This window comes from Robiginitalea insularis, from assembly GCF_052497835.1.
Genome location: NZ_CP199296.1, coordinates 811,920 through 831,522 on the forward strand (window position 1 = coordinate 811,920; position 19,603 = coordinate 831,522).

General features: G+C 47.0%; 14 protein-coding genes. 1 reads left to right on the forward strand and 13 read right to left on the reverse strand.

Going from position 1 to position 19,603, the window contains the following annotated elements; translation table 11 throughout:
- Positions 1-2: 2 nt before the first annotated feature.
- From ruvA to ruvB, 5 genes are all read right to left on the reverse strand, one after another.
- Positions 3-584 carry a Holliday junction branch migration protein RuvA gene (gene ruvA, locus ACT6NV_RS03705; RefSeq protein WP_445385926.1) on the reverse strand — a complete coding sequence of 194 codons (582 nt, stop codon included), beginning with the start codon at positions 582-584 and terminating at the stop codon, positions 3-5.
- 27 nt (positions 585-611) lie between these two features.
- Positions 612-2,924 carry an NADP-dependent malic enzyme gene (locus tag ACT6NV_RS03710; protein ID WP_445385927.1) on the reverse strand — a complete coding sequence of 771 codons (2,313 nt, stop codon included), beginning with the start codon at positions 2,922-2,924 and terminating at the stop codon, positions 612-614.
- 186 nt (positions 2,925-3,110) lie between these two features.
- On the reverse strand, positions 3,111-4,046 hold the full coding sequence (gene queG / locus ACT6NV_RS03715; protein ID WP_445385928.1) for a tRNA epoxyqueuosine(34) reductase QueG: 936 nt from the start codon (positions 4,044-4,046) through the stop codon (positions 3,111-3,113).
- Positions 4,047-4,098: 52 nt separating this feature from the next.
- The gene (locus ACT6NV_RS03720; protein ID WP_445385929.1) at positions 4,099-5,487 is read right to left on the reverse strand and encodes a cytochrome P450; all 1,389 of its coding nucleotides are present in this window, start codon (positions 5,485-5,487) and stop codon (positions 4,099-4,101) included.
- Between the two features lie 4 nt (positions 5,488-5,491).
- Complete coding sequence (gene ruvB, locus ACT6NV_RS03725) at positions 5,492-6,535, reverse strand: Holliday junction branch migration DNA helicase RuvB (RefSeq protein WP_445385930.1); 1,044 nt, start codon at positions 6,533-6,535, stop codon at positions 5,492-5,494.
- A gap of 184 nt (positions 6,536-6,719) precedes the next feature.
- Here ruvB and pckA point away from each other — a divergent pair, with 184 nt between their 5' ends.
- Positions 6,720-8,303 (forward strand): phosphoenolpyruvate carboxykinase (ATP), encoded by a 1,584-nt coding sequence (pckA, locus tag ACT6NV_RS03730; protein WP_445385931.1) that lies wholly within the window; start codon positions 6,720-6,722, stop codon positions 8,301-8,303.
- Positions 8,304-8,367: 64 nt separating this feature from the next.
- On the opposite strand, the gene ACT6NV_RS03735 is transcribed toward pckA, so the two are convergent.
- From ACT6NV_RS03735 to ACT6NV_RS03770, 8 genes are all read right to left on the reverse strand, one after another.
- Positions 8,368-9,207, reverse strand: a complete 840-nt coding sequence (locus tag ACT6NV_RS03735) for a GIN domain-containing protein (protein ID WP_445385932.1) — start codon at positions 9,205-9,207, stop codon at positions 8,368-8,370.
- 117 nt (positions 9,208-9,324) lie between these two features.
- A complete protein-coding gene (locus ACT6NV_RS03740; RefSeq protein WP_445385933.1) occupies positions 9,325-11,148 on the reverse strand; it encodes a cytochrome c oxidase subunit I in 1,824 nt (607 codons plus the stop codon).
- 36 nt (positions 11,149-11,184) lie between these two features.
- A complete protein-coding gene (locus ACT6NV_RS03745; protein ID WP_445385934.1) occupies positions 11,185-12,249 on the reverse strand; it encodes a cytochrome c oxidase subunit II in 1,065 nt (354 codons plus the stop codon).
- Between the two features lie 33 nt (positions 12,250-12,282).
- A complete protein-coding gene (locus tag ACT6NV_RS03750) occupies positions 12,283-13,605 on the reverse strand; it encodes a quinol:cytochrome C oxidoreductase (RefSeq protein WP_445385935.1) in 1,323 nt (440 codons plus the stop codon).
- A gap of 14 nt (positions 13,606-13,619) precedes the next feature.
- Positions 13,620-14,180, reverse strand: a complete 561-nt coding sequence (locus ACT6NV_RS03755; protein WP_445385936.1) for a c-type cytochrome — start codon at positions 14,178-14,180, stop codon at positions 13,620-13,622.
- Positions 14,181-14,189: 9 nt separating this feature from the next.
- The gene (locus ACT6NV_RS03760) at positions 14,190-14,711 is read right to left on the reverse strand and encodes a DUF3341 domain-containing protein (RefSeq protein ID WP_445383145.1); all 522 of its coding nucleotides are present in this window, start codon (positions 14,709-14,711) and stop codon (positions 14,190-14,192) included.
- 3 nt (positions 14,712-14,714) lie between these two features.
- The gene (nrfD, locus tag ACT6NV_RS03765; RefSeq protein WP_445385937.1) at positions 14,715-16,445 is read right to left on the reverse strand and encodes an NrfD/PsrC family molybdoenzyme membrane anchor subunit; all 1,731 of its coding nucleotides are present in this window, start codon (positions 16,443-16,445) and stop codon (positions 14,715-14,717) included.
- 27 nt (positions 16,446-16,472) lie between these two features.
- A complete protein-coding gene (locus ACT6NV_RS03770) occupies positions 16,473-19,589 on the reverse strand; it encodes a TAT-variant-translocated molybdopterin oxidoreductase (RefSeq protein WP_445385938.1) in 3,117 nt (1,038 codons plus the stop codon).
- Positions 19,590-19,603: the final 14 nt, after the last annotated feature.

Below are 19,603 nucleotides of genomic sequence, written 5' to 3' on the forward strand. Positions count from 1 at the left end.
TTCTACAAATTTTTAAGCGTGTTTTTAATAATGCCCTCCACGCTTAAGGTCGGGTCTTGTTTCAGCACCGCATCCACCGCCTTTTCAGACTGCTTGCGGGTAAAACCAAGAACCTCTAATGCAGATAACGCTTCTTCTTTATTTGTATTGTCTGATTTGTGGGAAACTTCGCCCAGGTCGTAGATTTTGAAAATTTTGTCTTTTAGGTCCAGAATGACCCGCTGGGCTGTTTTGGCACCAATGCCCTTAACGGCCTGTATAGCAAGGACATCTTCAGTAGCTATGGCATCCCGTACCTGTTGCGGGCTCATGGAGGAGAGCATGGTCCGGGCCGTGCTGGCACCTACCCCGGATACAGAAAGCAGCAAGCGGAAAATCTCCCGTTCGGCTGAGGTATAGAATCCATACAGGGTGTGGGCATCTTCCCGTATTTGCAGATGGGTGTACAGCGCGAGAGATTCCTGGTCCGGGATGGCGGAATACGTATTGAGGGATATGTTTACAAAATAACCAATCCCGGAACATTCCAACACCACATGGGTAGGATGTTTTTCAATAAGCTTTCCTCTGAGGTGATGTATCATATATTCCCTTTAAAATAGTATATCCCGCTATGCCCACGATCCGGATTTGCCTTTGCTTTTGGCCAATTTACGCTTTTCCCGTTCCTGTGCATCAATTACGGCAACCGCAGTCATATTGACCATTTCCTCCACACTGGCTCCCATTTGCAGAATATGCACTGCTTTTCGCAGCCCCAGCATTATGGGACCAATGGTATCCGCAGCATGCAATTCCTTCAACAGCTTATAGGTAATATTTGCCGATTCAAGGTTAGGGAAAATCAGCGTATTCACTTTTTTCCCGGCCAGTTTTGAAAACGGGAACTGACTCTGGTGTAATTCCCGGTTCAGTGCATAATCGGTCTGGATTTCCCCATCAACCACCATTTCAGGATGCTTTTCGTGCAATATTCTGATGGCATCCCGAACTTTCCGGGCATGCGGGTGGTTAGATGCTCCAAAGTTGGCATAAGACAGCAATGCGATAACGGGGTCAAATCCAAAGGCATGTGCCAGATTCGCGGTCATTCTGCTAATTTCAGCCAGCTCCTCGGCTGTGGGGTCAATATTTATCGAGGTGTCAGCCAAAAACAGTGGTCCGCGGGAGGTAATCATGATATGCACCGTGGCCGCTTTGGAAACTTCCCCGGCCCGCCCAATGACTTCAAAGATAGGCCTGACCACTGAAGAATAGGAACGGGAATATCCGGAGATCATGCCGTCTGCATCACCTTCAAGTACCATCATGGCCCCGAAATAATTGCGTTCCCGCATACGGCTTTTTGCGCTGTAGAGGGTAGATCCCTTGCGCCTGCGGCCTTCCCAGTAACGCTGGGCATAATGCTCGCGTTTTTTAAGGGATGCCGTTTCATATTGATCGATGATGGGTATGTCTGCGTCAAACTCCAGCTCCTTCATCATGGTTTCGATAATGACCCGATTTCCAAGCAAGATCGGATGGGCAATTTTTTCTTCATAGGCGATCTGTGCTGCCTTTAAAACATCCAGTTGGTCTGCCTCGGCAAAAACGATCTTTTTGGGCCGGGCCTTTGCGCGGCTCATCAGCAGGCGCATTACCTTCTTGTCATCCCCGGAACGCGCCAGCAATTCCTCCTTGTAGCGTTTCCAGTCGGTAATAGGTGCCTTCGCAACCCCGCTTTCCATGGCTGCCCTGGCAACAGCCGGTGGGATTTCTGCTATCAGCCGGGGATCAAAAGGCTTGGGAATAATGTACTCCTTTCCAAAGGTCAGCCGGGTTTCTCCATAGGCGATATTTACCTGTTCGGGTACCGGTTGTTTGGCGAGGTTGGCCAGTGCCTTCACGGCTGCCATCTTCATGGCTTCATTTATTTTCGTTGCCCGTACATCCAGCGCCCCCCTGAAAATAAATGGAAAACCGAGTACGTTATTCACCTGGTTCGGATGGTCAGACCTGCCTGTGGCCATGATTATGTCCTTCCGGGTTTTCACGGCTAACTGGTAGTTGATTTCCGGGTCCGGGTTTGCCATCGCAAAGACAATCGGTTTTTTAGCCATGCTCTTCAGCATTGCGGTAGAGAGAATATCGGCAATCGAAAGCCCGATAAACACATCGGCATCTTTTACGGCCTCTTCAAGGGTGTCAATTTTTCGATCGGTTGCGAACTCTTTTTTCTCTGTGGATAAATGCTCCCGATCCGATCGGATGACCCCTTTGCTGTCCAGCATCACTATATTTTCATCACGTGCCCCGAACGCCTTGTAAAGACGTGTACAGGAAACAGCTGCCGCCCCTGCGCCGCTGATCACAATGCGAACTTTTTCCATTTTCTTGCCGGCCAGCTCCAGGGCATTGAGCAGTGCAGCGGCCGAAATGATAGCGGTGCCGTGCTGATCATCGTGCATAACCGGGATGTCCAGTTCTTCCTTTAACCGGCGCTCAATTTCAAAGGCTTCCGGCGCCTTAATGTCTTCCAGGTTGATTCCGCCGAAGGTAGGAGCCATAATCTTTACGGTCTCCACAAACTTATCTACGTCCTTGGTATCCAACTCAATGTCAATCCCATCTATATCGGCAAAAATTTTAAATAAAAGGCTCTTCCCCTCCATCACCGGCTTGGAAGCCTCAGGACCAATATCCCCAAGGCCCAGAACAGCAGTACCGTTTGAAATTACCGCGACAATATTTCCCTTAGCGGTATACTTATATACCTGTTCGGTGTCCTTTTTGATTTCCAGGCAGGGTTCTGCTACTCCCGGGGAATAGGCCAGTGCCAGATCGCGTTGGGTGGCGTAGGGTTTGGTAGGAACAATTTTTATTTTACCGGGCTGTGGTTTGGCGTGGTAGATTAACGCCTCTCTTCTTTTTTTCTCTTTGCTCATGGCAAGTGGGTTTGTATCACAAAAGTAATGGGTTTCTTGAATTTGTAATCAGATGTTCCCTAAAATACCGGAGAAGATCCGAACATTGAAACAATAAATATTAACTGCTGATCGGAGTTTGCGGGTTTGTTGGGTAGTTTCAGCCACCAGGGTGGGTGTAACCCCCGTTATATATTGAAATTGTATTCAACCTGACCCCTTTTCTTTCACAAAGTCTATATTTCTTTTAAGCCCGCTCCATTTGGTCCTTTTAACTGCAGATTTCCGAAAAACCTGGCGGAACACCTCTTCCGTTATCTCTTCCCAGTCCTTTTTGTCCATCTCCAGTAATTCCGGACGGGCATTAAACAAAGGTTCCCTGTGTGGTTTTGAGAAGCGGTTCCAGGGACACACATCCTGGCAAACGTCACATCCAAAAATCCAATCGTCAAATTGGCCTTTTACCGACTTAGGAATTTCATTTTTTAACTCAATGGTGAAATACGAAATACATTTGCTTCCGTCTACTACATAAGGAGCGACTATTGCCTGTGTGGGACAGGCATCCATACAGGCGGTACAACTCCCGCAATGATCGGTTACGGGATGGTCATATTCCAATTCCAGGTCCAGGATCAATTCGGCAATAAAATAAAATGACCCTACCTGCCGGGTAAGCAAGTTGGAGTGTTTTCCGATCCACCCAAGGCCACTGCGGGCGGCCCAGGCTTTGTCGAGAACCGGAGCGGAGTCTACAAATGCCCTGCCGTGTACCTGCCCGATTTCATCCTGAAGGGTAGCCAGCATTTCCTTTAATTTTGCTTTAATCACAAAATGGTAATCCGTTCCATAGGCGTATTTCGAGATTTTATAAGACTCAGGATTTTGTTGTTCTTCCGGATAGTAGTTCAGCAAGAGGGAAACCACGGAACGGGCTCCGGGCACCAGTTTGCGCGGATCCAGCCGTTTATCAAAATGATTTTCCATATAGGACATTTCGCCCTGCATACCCTGCTTCAGCCAGGCCTCAAGACGGGGGGCTTCCTCCTCGAGAAATTCCGCTCTGGAAATACCACAGGAAAGAAATCCCAAACGTTTTGCCTCCTCCTTGATAATCCGGGTATGCCTCTCAATGGATTTCACAACATTCATTTTTTGGTGGTCTCGTCTGCCGATTTGATTAAAATGCGAGTGATTATAAGGAGTTTCTCGGTTCCATTCGCAACCGGACCGCTCCGGGCTTCAGAGATATCAAAGGGTTTATTTTTAAAGTATTCTGTTCGGCATGTACTTGATATTTTCGAATGAACCAACCTACCGTCAACACCATTTCGTACATGGCGAAATTATTCCCGATACACATCCTCGGACCTGCTCCAAAGGGAAAGTACTGATGTGAATATTGCTTAGCCCGGTTTTTTTCGAATCGAGACGGGTCAAACTGCTGAGGATTGTCCCATAAATCCTCGTGGCGGTGTAATTCGTATAAGCTCATTAACCAGGTTGTCCCTTTTTTAAATGGATTACCCCCTATGGTATCCTCTGAAAGTGAAACCCTGTCAATTACATATGCCGGCGGATATAGACGCAGGGCTTCCTCTATGCACTGCTGGGTGTAGCTCAGGCCCTGGAGGGTCTGCATCAGGTTACCGCGCTCAAACTCCTGTTCGGAAACCTCATCAAATACCTGTTGCTGGATCTCCGGGTGGGTTGCCAGAAGGTGAAAAGTAAAACTTAGGGCATTGGCGGTGGTTTCATGGCCTGCCGTAAAAAGGATAAAAACCTCATCAATTAACTGCGTAATGCTCATCCCGGTTCCATCTTCATAGCGGGCTTCCAGCAGCATATCCAGCAAGTCTCCCTTTCGCTGGTCTGTCTGCATCCTGTTTTCGATCAACCGCTTCAGGATATTGCGGGCTTCAGCAGTCATTTTAAGTTGGCTGGATATTTTCCCGGACAGCCGGAACCACCATTTAAAATAGGGTTGACGCATTTCCTGAATCAGCATCTGCTGGTTTTCCTGAGCAATATCCTGGAGCCGGTTCATATCTTCCCTCAGGTTAGGGGTCTGAAACAGGGACTGGGCCACCACCTGAAAAGCCAACTGGCTCATATATGGAAAGATGTCAGCCATCTGGTTTTCCGGGATACGGCCGAGCTCATTTGTAATAGCATCCAACATCCGATCAAAGAGCAGTTGCAGTTTTTGCTTGTGGAATGCCGGTTGTATCATCTTGCGGTGTCTCCTCCAGAAATCTCCTTCACTGGTCAAAAGGCCTTTACCTATATACTTGGCCACATCCCGGGTTTGCAGCTGGGATTTGGAATAATTGCGATGATTCTTTTGCAGAATGTGCTGTATAATCCCCGCATCCCTGGTAAAAATGACCTTGCTTTTTGGACCGATATCCACTTTGAAAGTATCCCCGTATTTTTCAAAATTTTCATGGTGAAAAGGCAGCGGGTTAGCCAGGATCCTTTTGCGGTTCCTGAAAACGGTGAGCGCCGAAACACTCTGAAGTGATGTTAGGTTTCCGACGGTATTTGCGGGGTCTGATTTCGTTTTTGGCGATTTGGAGTTCACAGTATCAGTTTGCTAATCCTTCTCCACTAAAAAGGCCCTTCTGGGAACCGCCCGGGATCCGCCCCAGGTGTTTGTACGCCAGTTCAGTTACTTCCCGTCCTCTGGGCGTCCTCATAATAAACCCCTGTTGAATCAGGAAGGGTTCATAAACCTCTTCAATGGTCTCTGCATTTTCCGATACTGCAGTTGCCAGGGTCGTAATCCCCACGGGGCCGCCCTTGAATTTATCTATAATGGTTGCCAGAATTTTATTATCCATTTCATCCAGACCGTAGGCATCCACATTCAGTGCTTTCAGGCCAAATCGGGAAATCTCCATGTCTATATTTCCATTTCCCTTGATTTGTGCAAAATCCCGAATCCGCCTCAACAGGGCATTACAGATCCTTGGGGTTCCCCGGCTTCTGCCCGCAATTTCAATAGCAGCATCTTCGGTTATGGGCACTTTTAGTATCTCAGCACTCCGCTGTACAATGGTTGACAACAGTTCCGTGTTGTAATACTCCAGGCGACTGGAAATTCCGAATCGCGCCCGCATAGGTGCCGTGAGCAAACCGGATCGGGTGGTAGCACCCACCAGGGTAAAGGGGTTTAAATGGATTTGTACAGACCTGGCGTTGGGCCCGGTCTCGATCATTATATCGATTTTGTAGTCTTCCATTGCCGAATACAGGTATTCTTCAACAATAGGACTAAGTCTGTGGATCTCATCTATAAATAAGACATCCCTGGGTTCAAGGTTGGTCAGTAAGCCCGCCAGGTCTCCCGGTTTATCCAGTACGGGGCCGGAGGTCACTTTCAGCCCCACCCCTAATTCGTTTGCGAGGATGTGAGCCAGGGTGGTTTTCCCTAGGCCAGGGGGACCGTGCAGTAAAGTATGGTCCAGGGCTTCTTCTCTTTGATTGGCAGCCTGTACAAAAATTTTCAGGTTTTCAAGCACCTGTGCCTGTCCGGTAAAATCATCAAAGGTTACCGGCCGCAGTGCCCTTTCAATATCCAGTTCTTCCTGAGAAAAACGATCTGCCGTAGGATCCAGGTTTTCATTCATATACAAACAAAGATAGGAAAACTGCAGTGGGAATTTTCATTAGTACAGGCGGTATTTCCTTGATAATCCTTGATATTTGTCATATTTTCCAAACAGAAAGTTCCGCTACTTTGTACTCTCTTAATTTGGTTGAAGGAATATAAGAGAAGTAAATAATCCTAAACAGCAAAAAGCCAATTACAACATGACAGCAATCGACCTCAAAAAATACGGAATAAAAGTAGAAACGGTACACCGCAACAGCAGTGTCCCGGTACTTTATGAAATAGGCCTTCGAAAAGAGGCCGGGACCGCCATCTCGGATGTCGGGGCCCTCTTGGTTTACTCCGGTGAAAAGACAGGCCGTAGTCCAAAAGATAAAAGGATAGTGCGTAATCCGGAATCAGAAAAAAACATAGACTGGGGAGATATCAATATTGGCCTGGACGAGCACACCTATATGGTAAATCACGAAAGGGCCATCGACTACTTAAATATATGCGAGAGACTGTTTGTTGTAGACGCTTTCGCGGGATGGGATCCTAAATACCGTCTTAAGGTTCGAATTATCTGTACCCGAGCTTATCACTCCCTCTTCATGCAGAACATGCTGATTATGCCTACTGCAGAAGAGCTGGAAAACTTTGGAGAACCGGATTATGTAATTTTCAATGCAGGTGGCTTCCCCGCCAATATGTACACCTCCGAAATGACTTCCAAAACCTCTGTTGACGTACATCTGGAGCGACAGGAAATCGTGATCCTGGGGACACAGTATGCCGGTGAAATGAAAAAAGGTATTTTCGGGGTAATGAATTATCTCATGCCTTTGGAAGGGGTACTTCCGATGCACTGCTCCGCCAATGTGGGAGATAAGGGAGATGTTACCATCCTCTTCGGACTTTCGGGAACGGGGAAAACCACCCTGAGTGCAGATCCGAAACGCAAACTGATTGGCGATGACGAACATTGCTGGACGGATGAAGGCACCTTTAATATTGAAGGCGGTTGCTATGCCAAGGCCATAAACCTGTCAGCAGAAAATGAGCCGGATATCTTCAATGCGATCCGCTTTGGTACGGTACTGGAAAATGTGGTTTACGACAAGCAGACAAGAGAGGTAGATTACACAGATACCAGTATTACCCAGAATACCCGGGCTTCCTATCCTATTGAATTTATAGACAATATCCAGATGCCATGTATCGCAGGGCATCCCAAGCACATTATTTTCCTGACCTGTGATGCCTTTGGGGTTCTGCCCCCGGTTAGCAAACTCACTCCGGAACAGGCCAGCTACCATTTTATTTCAGGGTATACAGCCAAAGTAGCCGGTACCGAAATGGGGGTTACAGAACCACAGGCCACTTTTAGTGCCTGCTTTGGGGCGGCCTTTATGATGTGGCATCCCAACCGCTATGCCGAGCTGCTTGCCGAGAAAATCAAAAAACACCAGGTTACAGCCTGGTTGGTTAATACCGGATGGACCGGCGGACCACATGGAGTAGGATCCAGAATCAAATTGAAATATACCCGCGCCATGATCGACGCTATACATCATGGAGATTTTGATAAGGTTGCATTTAAGGAAGATGCTGCATTCGGCTTCCGGATTCCTGAATCCTGTCCCGGGGTGCCTGCTGAGGTCCTTAGCCCGAAAAACACCTGGAAGGATAAGAATGCCTTTGAAGACACTAAGTCTAAATTAATCGGGTTATTTAATGAAAACTTCAAGAAATTTGAAGCTGGGGTAAATAAGGATATTATTGCCGCAGGACCCAAAGTTTAACTATTATAACCAAATTTTAGAAGCCCTGTTTTTTTTATAGAAGCAGGGCTTTATTTTTCCGGTCCTAGTCCGGCACCTTTTTAAGGGTTGCGTTTTCGGTAAAACTGAGAATTCGAATTTCAGGCTGTCCATAGAGAAATAAACGGGAACTGCCTCCTGCTCTTATTTCCATTTTTGTTGTGGCCTGCAGCCTGGCAGTGGTCGATTCAGAAAGCGTTGCCTCTACTTTGGTTGCTTCCATCCGATCGCCTTTCACTTCGGTGTTATCCCCTGAGTTCACATATAAGCGTTCACTGATACCTTCCAGTTTTAAAGAAGCGGATTCGCTTAAGGCCACCCCCATGGCATTATTAACTGAAAAGAGGAGGGCATCGGTCCGGTCACCCATCTTCAGGTGCAGGGAATCCGAACTAATGTTCAGGTCGGCTACACTGTTTTCTGTCATCTCCATCTTGAAAACGGCTGTTTTCAAAAGCAACTTCAGCCGGGAATATCCCCCTGATTTTATTTCGGTCTGGTCCAGATTGATCAGTTCAGGCGTTTCAAGATATCCCTCATCCATCCGGATGGATTGAAGGTCTCTGATATAAACGGTAATATCTAATTTCTTATTGGCGGTAATATCGTAGAAAGAACTTATTCGCAGCGTACTATCCTGTACCTCTAATTTTAATATGTCTATGAGGTTATCATCCGCTTCAATACGATATCCTTCCGCTCCCTGTTCCAGCTTTATCTCAAGGTCATCGACAAGGGCCAGGTGGCGAAATTCAGGAAGCGGATTCTCGACTACCACAACGTTCCTGCTGCCTTTAATTTTTGGTTTGCGCTGAGCGTTTACCAAGCCTACCGAGCATAAAAGGACCGTCAGGCCGAGAATACGAAATAAGTTATTGCGAAACATATGATATGCATTTGGGTTGTTTAAAGATATTACAAATCCCCCAAAACAATACTCTTTACTAGAAAGCAAAAAAAAAGCCCATCCGTAAAGATGGGCTAAAAGTGTGTTATATTGGACTTAGTGCTGTAATTCCTCTTCTCCTTCCTGTAGCGGAATGTGCTGCATTACAAAATCCTGTCCTGGAATAATGTATTCGCCATTCTCATAGGTTTTGGAGAAATCATATGCCCAGCGGTGTACTTCAGGAATTTCACCAGGCCAGTTTCCGTGAATATGTTCCTGCGGAGCCGTCCATTCCAGGGTAGTGGCATTCCATGGATTCTGCGGTCCCCTTTCTCCGTAAAAAATACTACGGATAAAGTTATAGGCGAAAATCAGCTGGGCTCCTGCCGTAATTATGGCAAACACCGTCATTAGTACTTGTACATCCACAAGCTCATCGAACATGGGGAAAGCTGTATTTTGGTAGTAACGTCTCGGTACCCCGGCCATCCCCACAAAATGCATCGGGAAGAATACACCATAAGACCCTACTGCGGTTATCCAGAAGTGGACATAACCAAGGTTTTTGCTCATCATCCTTCCCTGGAACATTTTTGGGAACCAGTGATACACCCCGGCAAATAATCCGTAAAGTGCAGAAATACCCATTACCAGGTGGAAGTGGGCAACTACAAAATAAGTATCGTGTACATTGATATCCAGGGTACTATCTCCCAGGATGATCCCGGTAAGACCCCCTGTGATAAAGGTTGATACCATTCCGATAGAGAATAGCATGCCCGGGTTTAACTGCAAATTACCCTTCCATAAAGTGGTGATCCAGTTAAATGCCTTTACAGCCGAAGGTATAGCGATCAGCAGGGTAGTAAAAGTAAATACCGATCCCAGGAATGGGTTCATCCCTGATATAAACATATGGTGCCCCCAAACAATAGTTGAAAGGAAAGCGATAGCCAGTATGGAAGCGATCATTGCCCTATAGCCGAAAATAGGCTTTCGCGCACCAACGGACATAACTTCAGATACAATTCCCATAGCGGGTAAAATAACGATGTAAACCTCCGGGTGTCCGAGGAACCAGAAAAGGTGTTCGAACAAGACAGGTGATCCTCCCTGATAGTGAAGCACCTCGCCCTGAATAAAGATATCTGAGAGGAAGAAAGATGTTCCGAAACTACGGTCCATGATCAGCAATAATGCTGCGGACAGCAGTACTGGGAATGAAATAACCCCAATTACTGCAGTAACAAAAAATGCCCAGATGGTTAAGGGAAGCCTCGTCATGGACATACCCTTGGTCCTGAGGTTCAGTACTGTTACAATATAGTTAAGTGACCCAAGCAGAGAGGAGGCAATGAAAATAGCCATGGAAACCAGCCAGAGGGTCATTCCCATCCCGGAGCCCGGCTGCGCCATAGGAAGGGCACTTAAAGGCGGGTAGATGGTCCACCCGGCTGCTGCAGGTCCGGCTTCTACAAAAAGTGAGATAACCATTACCACACTGGAAGTAAAGAACATCCAGTAAGAGAGCATATTCAAAAAGCCGGAGGCCATATCTCTTGCTCCGATCTGTAAGGGGATAAGCAGGTTACTGAATGTACCGCTAAGGCCCGCAGTCAGAACAAAGAATACCATGATGGTCCCGTGAATGGTTACCAGAGCCAGGTATATATCCGCATCCATTACGCCATCAGGAGCCCATTTTCCGAGAACAGCCTCAAAAATCGGGAAAGATTCTCCTGGCCAGGCCAATTGCATCCTGAACAATAGCGACATGGCGATACCGATGAATCCCATAATCAGACCTGTTATCAGGTACTGTTTAGAAATCATCTTATGATCCTGGCTGAAAATATATTTTGTTACAAAAGTCTCTTTGTGATGATGTCCGTGATCGTGAGCGTGATCATCGACTACTGCAGTTGCTTGTGCTGACATAATCTTTTTCTTTTTTTTCTTTTTATAGCATTTTTATTATTGAACGGAGGCCACAGTCTGGGAAAAGGTCTGCTGGCTTTCCATCCAGGCATTGTATTCTTCTTCTGTTTCCACAATGATCTTCATCTGCATATTGTAATGCGATTTTCCACAAATCTTATTACAAAGCAGGATGTAATCGAACTCCCAGGGTTCGGAATTAGGATCACCGTTTGCAGCGCGCTCTGCCCTTAGCGCATTGGTGCGTTTCACCTTTTCGATCACATCCGGAAGCTGTCTCATTTCCGCAGTGGTCTTGGTAGGGGTAAATGAAAACTCCGTGATCATTCCGGGAACACAATTCATTTGTGCACGGAAATGCGGCATGTATGCCGAATGCAATACATCCTGTGACCGGAATTTAAAATTCACTTTCCGTCCCACCGGCAGGTGTAACTCTTTTACAATAATATCATCTGAGGCATTGGGATCAGACTCATCAAGCCCCAGTACATTCGCCCTGTTGATGTCGATCATGCGTACGTTGGCATCACCCAAAACGTTATCGGCTCCGCCGTAACGGGCGGTCCAGTTAAATTGCTGGGCGTAGAGCTCCACTATGAGGGGATCGTCATCTTCATTAATATCCATGATGTTGGTCCAGGTATAAAGGCCCCACAGAATTAAACCTGCCAAAACAATTACAGGAATGATTGTCCATATGAATTCCAGACGGTCGTTATCTGCATAGAATAAGGCCTTCTGACCTTTCCGCCCCCGGTACTTATAGGTAAAATAATGCAATAAGGCCTGGGTTATGGTTTGGACGATAAAAATAATAACGAAAGTCCATAACATCAAGGAATCGTACTCACCTCCGTGAGCAGATGCCGCTTCCGGAAGGATATATTTGCCGTATTTCCAGAAGCTGAATATGGTAATCCCGTAAATAAAGATGAGGAAAGCGAACATAAGATACCCGTTGTTCTTATTGTCCTCTTCCGATGCTACCTCTGAACTCCCTGCTTTAGCTTTAACCTGAGATAATTCAAAGATCTTGGTCATCTGCCAGATGGCGATAGCTACTAAAACTAAAACAGTGATCGTCAATAATGCTGTCATTGTATGATCTGATATTATTCGCTAATAATTCTTCTAATAATGAAATTGTCTGCTTTCTTCAATAAACGGATTCCTGGTAGGCTGCAAGGGTGCTTTGCTAAGCGCCCTGAAAACCCAGAAAATAAATGCACCTCCAAAAAAGAGGACTCCCCCTATTTCAGGAATACCAATAGTCCACTGTTCCCCAACCGTGGCGGGCATGATCATATTGAAAACATCCAGATAATGTCCAAGTAATACAACAATACCGGTCATCACCACGAACCAGTTTACCCGTTTATAATCGCTGTTCATTAATAAGAGCAGCGGGAAAACAAAGTTCATCGCGATCATTCCGAAAAACGGGAGACGATACTGATCTATCCGTTGCACGAAATAGGTAACCTCTTCCGGGATGTTGGCATACCAGATAAGCATGAATTGCCCGAACCAGAGATAGGTCCAGAAAATACTGATCCCGAACATAAATTTTGCGAGGTCATGGATGTGGCTGTCATTCACATCCGGCAGGTACCCCCTGGATTTAAGGTAAATGGTAATCATGGCAATCACAGTGATCCCGGAAACAAACATACTGGCAAAAACATACCAGCCAAAGAGCGTACTGAACCAGTGCGGATCCACACTCATGATCCAATCCCAGGACATCATGGATTCGGTAACCAGGTAAAACACCAGGAAGCCCGCAGACCATCTGAAATTCTTTTTGAAACTCACATTATCATTAGATGCGTCCTGAGCAAGGGATAATTTTCTGGAAACTTCCCTGTACAGGATCCAACCTCCTAAAAAGAAAGCCGCCCGAATAAGGAAAAATGTAGGGTTCAGATATCCGGCCTTGCCCTGTAATAATTCATCGTGAGCCACTACTTCAGAATCCATCCAAACGAACATATGATTCATATGAAGTACCGATAAGACCAGGATAACAAAAATGATGATTCCTCCGGGTACCAGATAGGCCGTTATGCCTTCCATAACCCTGAAGAGTAAAGGAGACCACCCGGCCTGGGCAGCCCGCTGTACGGCATAAAAAGCCAATACCCCCAAAGCAATCATAAAGAAGAAAAATGCCGCTACATACATTGCAGACCACGGACGATTCCTCAACTGGTGATATACATGCTCATCGTGTTCCGAGGCGTGATCGGCATCTGCATGCCCGGCCTCTGCATGCGACTGTTCCGTTGCAGCAGCTTCATGCCCGCCGCCATGATCATCGTCGTGTGCAGCAACCATTTCCTTGGCCTCTTCAATTGAAGAAGGTACGGATACGAATCCTATTCCCATTCCAAAAAGCCCCAGGGCCATCAGGATAAGGGATCCAATTTTTAATCTGTTTGAGAAGGTATACATCTGCAATCGGTATCTTATTTTGTTAGGTCTTCTTTAAGTTTCATAACATACTCAGCAACCTGCCAGCGCTCGGTATGATTTAACTGATTGGCATATGAGCCCATGGAATTGAGTCCGTAATATATGACGTGATAGGTACTCCCCACGGTAATATTCCTGGCCTGATCGGAATAGGAGGGTACACCCAGGATTTTTTCCTGTTGCACCAGCCATCCCTGACCGTTCCCTTTTGCCCCATGGCAAATGGCACAATTGATGTCGTATAATTCTTTTCCTACCGCCAGGTTTTCCTCTGTCTGAAGGGAATCCAGAGGACTCATTGCAGCCCTTGAAAGCTCTTTGCCTTCAGGGGTATCCTCAAACGAATAGGGTACCATTCCACGTGCAATGGTATGATCTGCCGGCAACATAGCCTCTGTACCTGCTGGAAGCCATTCCACTTTTTCATAGGTTTCATAGCCAACGGATTCATACATATTGGGCATATACTGGTAATTGGGGCTTTTATCATCCTTACAGGAGAAAATCCCGAAAACCAGTAACAAGGACCAAATTCTTAAAAGCGTATTTTTCATCTTACGATCTTACTTTTCAATACTGTTAATTTCAACCGCTCCGCTTTCTCTCAGCATAGCAATCAGGCCGTCTGTATCGCCATGTGGCTCAATTTCCATTATAAAATGGTCATCCGTAGAGCGAACATCCGGGTTTTCAGCTTTCTTAAATGGCCATAACCTGCTTCTGAGGTAGAAAGTGATTACCATAAGGTGAGCTGCAAAAAATACAGTCATCTCGAACATGATCGGCACAAAGGCGGGCATGTTCTCCAGGTAGCTGAAACTGGGTTTACCCCCAATATCCTGAGGCCAGTCTTCAATCATTATATAATTCATCATAACGATAGCCACAATCAGCCCGAGACACCCATACATAAATGAGGTGATGGCAATCCTTGTAGGTGCCAGGCCCATCGCCTTGTCCAGTCCGTGGACGGGAAACGGGCAATAAACCTCTTCAATATGGTGCTTAGCAGCTTTTACCTTCTTAACTGCATGCATCAGGACGTCATCGTCGTTGTAATAGGCGTGAATCACTTTAGATGCCATTCTCTATTTATTTTCGTTTAAACGTTTTGCCTGCCCGGCCCAATCATCCCGTTGCGCCCTCCCGGGGAAGGAGCCGGTGATTGAATCCAGCAAGTCGTATTCCCGCTGACTCATTTTGCTGAGCTGCGCATAAGAATAGATTCCTATGCCGTTAAGGGTTTTTTCCATTTGAGGGCCTATTCCCTTAACCTTTTTAAGGTCATCGGGCGTTTGAGTGGCCGGGTCAAAAGTACCAAGGCTGTCCATCAGGCTGCTAACCTGGGCAGTAGCTGCCTCTGTAGCCGGGGCCTTTTCGCTTTTAATGCTTTTTACTGTTCCGCCAGAAAGTGGGGTTACCTGGTAAAGAGGCTTACCTGCATCCCTGAGTTTTTTATAACGCTCTCCCGACGATTTCAGGATAGATTTCACCTCTGCCTGAGCGATTACCGGGAATGTCCTTGCGTATAACAGGAACAATACAAAGAAAAATCCGATGGTCCCAATAAATATCCCGATATCCACAAAGGTGGGGGAAAACATGGTCCAGGAAGACGGAAGGTAATCCCTGTGCAGGGAGGTTACGATAATTACAAATCGCTCAAACCACATCCCAATATTTACCACAATGGAAATGATAAAGGATACCAGGATACTGGTCCGGATTTTCTTAAACCACATTACCTGAGGGGAAACCACGTTACAGGTCATCATCAGGGTGTAGGCCCACCAATAAGGCCCGGTTGCACGGTTCAGGAAGGCATACTGCTCGTATTCCACTCCGGAATACCAGGCAATAAACAATTCGGTGATGTAGGCACACCCCACAATAGAACCCGTGATCATAATCACGATATTCATCAGTTCGATGTGCTGTACGGTAATATAGGCTTCAAGGTTACAAACCTTTCTCATAATTATGAGCAGGGTTTGTACCATGGCGAAACCTGAAAAGATGGCCCCTGCAACAAAGTAGGGTGGGAAGATAGTGGTATGCCAGCCCGGAATAACAGAGGTTGCAAAGTCAAAAGATACAATGGTGTGTACAGAAAGTACCAGGGGGGTAGCCAATCCGGCCAGAACCAGGGAGACCTCCTCAAAACGCTGCCAGTCTTTAGCCCTTCCGGTCCAGCCGAAGGAAACCAGGCCGTAAATCTTTTTCTGGAATGGTTTTACAGCGCGGTCCCGGATCATTGCAAAATCAGGTAATAATCCAGTCCACCAGAACACCAAAGAAACCGATAAATAGGTCGAAATCGCAAATACGTCCCATAAGAGCGGGGAGTTGAAATTAACCCAAAGGGAACCAAACTGGTTTGGGATGGGTAATACCCAGTAAGCCAGCCAGGGCCGCCCCATGTGGATAATCGGGAATAACCCGGCCTGGATAACCGAAAAGATCGTCATGGCTTCCGCTGAACGGTTAATTGCCATTCTCCATTTCTGACGGAACAGCAGGAGAACCGCAGAGATAAGGGTTCCTGCGTGACCAATACCCACCCACCATACAAAGTTGGTAATATCCCAGGCCCAGTTTACGGTGCGGTTCAGTCCCCAGGTTCCGATACCAGTGGAAATAGTGTAAATGATACACCCGACTCCCCAAAGAAAAGCAGCCAGAGCGATGGAAAACACTATCCACCACTGCTTGTTGGCCCTTCCCTCTACGGGGGCTGCAATATCTACAGAAACGTCGTGGTAACCTTTATCGCCTAGAACAAGGGGTTTCCGTATTGGTGCTTCGTAATGCGACGCCATATAATCTTGTTTTCGTTTCTTGGTTTGTTATGCTTCGTCTGTGTTGCGGACCTTCACATGATAGAACACATTGGGTTTGGTCCCCACATGTTCCAGGAGGTGATACATCCTGTCACTTTCTTTTAATTTGGACACTTCGCTTTCAGCATCATTTATGTCTCCAAAGACGATCGCTCCGCTGCTGCAAGCATTGGAACAGGCTGTCTGGAATTCTTCATCGGTAACTTTTCGTCCTTCCCGCTTGGCATCCAGAATGGATTTCTGAGTCATCTGAATACACCAGGAGCACTTTTCCATTACCCCGCGTGACCGCACGTTTACATCCGGGTTGAGTACCATTTTACCCAAGTCGTTGTTCATGTGGTAATCAAACTCATCGTTATTATTGTAAAGGAACCAGTTAAAACGACGTACTTTATAAGGACAGTTGTTCGCACAGTAACGGGTACCAACGCAGCGGTTGTAGGCCATGTGGTTATGGCCCTGACGGCTGTGCGCGGTCGCAGCTACCGGACAAACTGTTTCACAGGGAGCATGGTTGCAATGTTGACACATAACCGGCTGGAAAGCCACCTGCGGATTAGCGGCAGGGTCTTCCATTTCCTCGAAGCCAGACTTGGACTCAAATGCCCCTGAAAGCTCATCTTTTTTGATGTTATCGGCTTCAAAAGTATCTTCAGAGGAATAATAACGGTCTATACGCAACCAGTGCATATCTCGCGATTTGCGGATTTCCTGTTTTCCAACCACAGGGACGTTATTTTCCGCATGGCAGGCAATAACACAGGCCCCGCAACCGGTACAGGCATTCAGGTCTATGGACATATTGAAGTGATGCCCTATAGACCGGTCAAAGCTATCCCAAAGGTCTACAGTGGTAGCCGGTACTTCCTGATGGTCCAGAGAAACCTGTGGCACGTGGTTCCACTCAGAATGATCCTTCGTATTGAAAATCTCCAGAGTGGTCTCTTTTATTATATCCCCGCGGCCCATTAAGGTTTTATGCAGCTGCACACAGGCAAACTCATGCATACCAGCTGCTTTTTCAATGCTTACTGACTGAATACTGCTGAAATTATCATACAGAGTGAAGGCGTTTACCCCAACCTGCATCTCGGATTTCATTCCTGTTTTCTTCCCGTAACCGAAGGATAAACCTACTGTTCCTTCCGCCTGCCCGGGTTGAATAATTACAGGGACATTATTAAGGGTTTGGCCGTTGGCAGTAATATTCACATAGCTTCCATCCAAACCTCCATTGGCAACATGCTCATTAACCAGTCCCATTTCCATAGCGTCTTTCTTGGAAATGGTGAGATAGTTATCCCAGGACACCCTGCTGATCGGATCGGGGAACTCCTGCAGCCAGGGGTTTCCTGCCTGCCTTCCGTCACCCATCCCAACCTTCGGGTACAGTACCAGACTCATTCCATTTTCAGAAGCCGAAGCCAGCCTTCTCACTGAGGCTGCAATAGGCAAAACAGTTGCTGATTCCGGCATGCCGTCTGATGATTCTTTATCAGTTTGCATACCCCGCATTTCAACCGGGTCGCTTTCAGACATTGCAAAAACGCCGTCGTGAAGGGCCTGGTTCCAGTCTGCTCCGGAAAGGATTTCAGTTTCCCAGGTTTCGCGTATAAATTCGTAATAGGTCTGTTCAGATCCCATCCATTTAAGCAAACAGTGCTGGAACTGACGCGTGTCAAATAGCTCCCTTATTACCGGCTGGGTAAGGCTGTAATGTCCTTTTTTGGGCGAAATATCACCCCAGGATTCCAGGTAATGATTGGCTGCTGCTGTATAGGTGGTGAGCTCTGTAGTTTCGTTTTTATTCATTGAAAAGGCAACGGATAATTCCACCTTTCCGACGGCTTCAGCAAAGTCAGCTGCATTGGGAAGCGAATAGGCCGGGTTTACACCGTCCATTAGCAACATGCCGATCTTCCCTGCCTGCATATCGCTGATCAGGGTCTGAACGGCTGTTGTGCTTCCTTGTCTGACATATCGGGGGCTTTGCGGATCATAAGCCTCACTTCCGAGCATTTCATTAATTGCCAGTGCTACTGCCTGGGCATCTGCATCGTCCAGCCCGGTCAGCACTACTGCCTTCCGTTTGTTCTTTCCGATACCGGCCACCAGTTTATCGAGCTCTGCATTCACACGCTCAGGTAACTCGCCTCCTACATTACTGCCATTTAGTTTGGCATAGAGATGAGCCAGGGCTACTTTTTGCTTTGCCGGACTCAGCGGAATACGCTTATCGGCATTTGCCCCGGTCAGTGACATATTTGATTCGAACTGCACGTGGCGCGACATTTTCCCATTTTTGGGCACACGGCCTTTACTATAACCGCTGTCGAAGCCACCTCCCTGCCAGTCTCCCAGGAAGTCTGCCCCAAAGGAGATGATCAGTTCTGCCTTATCCAGATGATAATCTGCAAGGGCGCGTTCCCCATATTTTGTCTCAAAAGCCGCTAAAGCTGCGTCTTCGGATATGGCATCATATGATACGTGCCTTACATTGCCATATGCCTCTTTAAAGGCATTTACCAAACGGCTGGCTGATGGGCTGGCATAGGTTTGCGTAAGTATGGCCACCTCTTTTCCGGAAGCCTGCAGGCCTGCCAGTTTTGCCTTTACCGTAGCATCCAGTACATCCCATTCCACTGGGTTTCCCTGGGCAGTAGGACCTTGTAAGCGGGTGCTGTCATACAAAGAAAGGACGGAAGCCTGCACTCTTGCATTGGCGCCTCCCAACACGCTGGCCTCCTTGTTGTTCTCTATTTTAATGGGGCGTCCCTCACGGGTCTTCACCAGGATACTGGCAAAGTCGTAACCATCTGCTATAGTGGTAGCGTAATAGTTGGCTACACCGGGGATGATACGTTCCGGCTGGAATACATAAGGAATGGACTTGTGGACGGGGCCTTCACAGGCTGCCAGGGAAGCCGCCGCCGTGCTAAAGCCAACGTATTTGAGAAAATCCCTGCGACTGGTCTGACTGGAAGCCAGCTGCTCCTTATCCCCCAGAAATTCATCTACAGGTACTTCCTCAGGGAATTCGTTCTGTCTAAGCGTCTCAACAATGGAATTGTCTGCGGAGAGTTCCGCTTCACTTTTCCAATATTTCTTGTTTGATGCCATACGATCTTTACAAT

Bases quoted from the DNA above. Each gene is read 5' to 3' on its own strand.
- ruvA (WP_445385926.1), bottom strand. From the start codon at position 584: ATGATACATCACCTCAGAGGAAAGCTTATTGAAAAACATCCTACCCAT.
- ACT6NV_RS03710 (WP_445385927.1), bottom strand. From the start codon at position 2,924: ATGAGCAAAGAGAAAAAAAGAAGAGAGGCGTTAATCTACCACGCCAAA.
- ruvB (WP_445385930.1), bottom strand. From the start codon at position 6,535: ATGAATGAAAACCTGGATCCTACGGCAGATCGTTTTTCTCAGGAAGAA.
- pckA (WP_445385931.1), top strand. From the start codon at position 6,720: ATGACAGCAATCGACCTCAAAAAATACGGAATAAAAGTAGAAACGGTA.
- ACT6NV_RS03735 (WP_445385932.1), bottom strand. From the start codon at position 9,207: ATGTTTCGCAATAACTTATTTCGTATTCTCGGCCTGACGGTCCTTTTA.
- ACT6NV_RS03740 (WP_445385933.1), bottom strand. From the start codon at position 11,148: ATGTCAGCACAAGCAACTGCAGTAGTCGATGATCACGCTCACGATCAC.
- ACT6NV_RS03745 (WP_445385934.1), bottom strand. From the start codon at position 12,249: ATGACAGCATTATTGACGATCACTGTTTTAGTTTTAGTAGCTATCGCC.
- ACT6NV_RS03750 (WP_445385935.1), bottom strand. From the start codon at position 13,605: ATGTATACCTTCTCAAACAGATTAAAAATTGGATCCCTTATCCTGATG.
- ACT6NV_RS03755 (WP_445385936.1), bottom strand. From the start codon at position 14,180: ATGAAAAATACGCTTTTAAGAATTTGGTCCTTGTTACTGGTTTTCGGG.
- ACT6NV_RS03760 (WP_445383145.1), bottom strand. From the start codon at position 14,711: ATGGCATCTAAAGTGATTCACGCCTATTACAACGACGATGACGTCCTG.
- nrfD (WP_445385937.1), bottom strand. From the start codon at position 16,445: ATGGCGTCGCATTACGAAGCACCAATACGGAAACCCCTTGTTCTAGGC.
- ACT6NV_RS03770 (WP_445385938.1), bottom strand. From the start codon at position 19,589: ATGGCATCAAACAAGAAATATTGGAAAAGTGAAGCGGAACTCTCCGCA.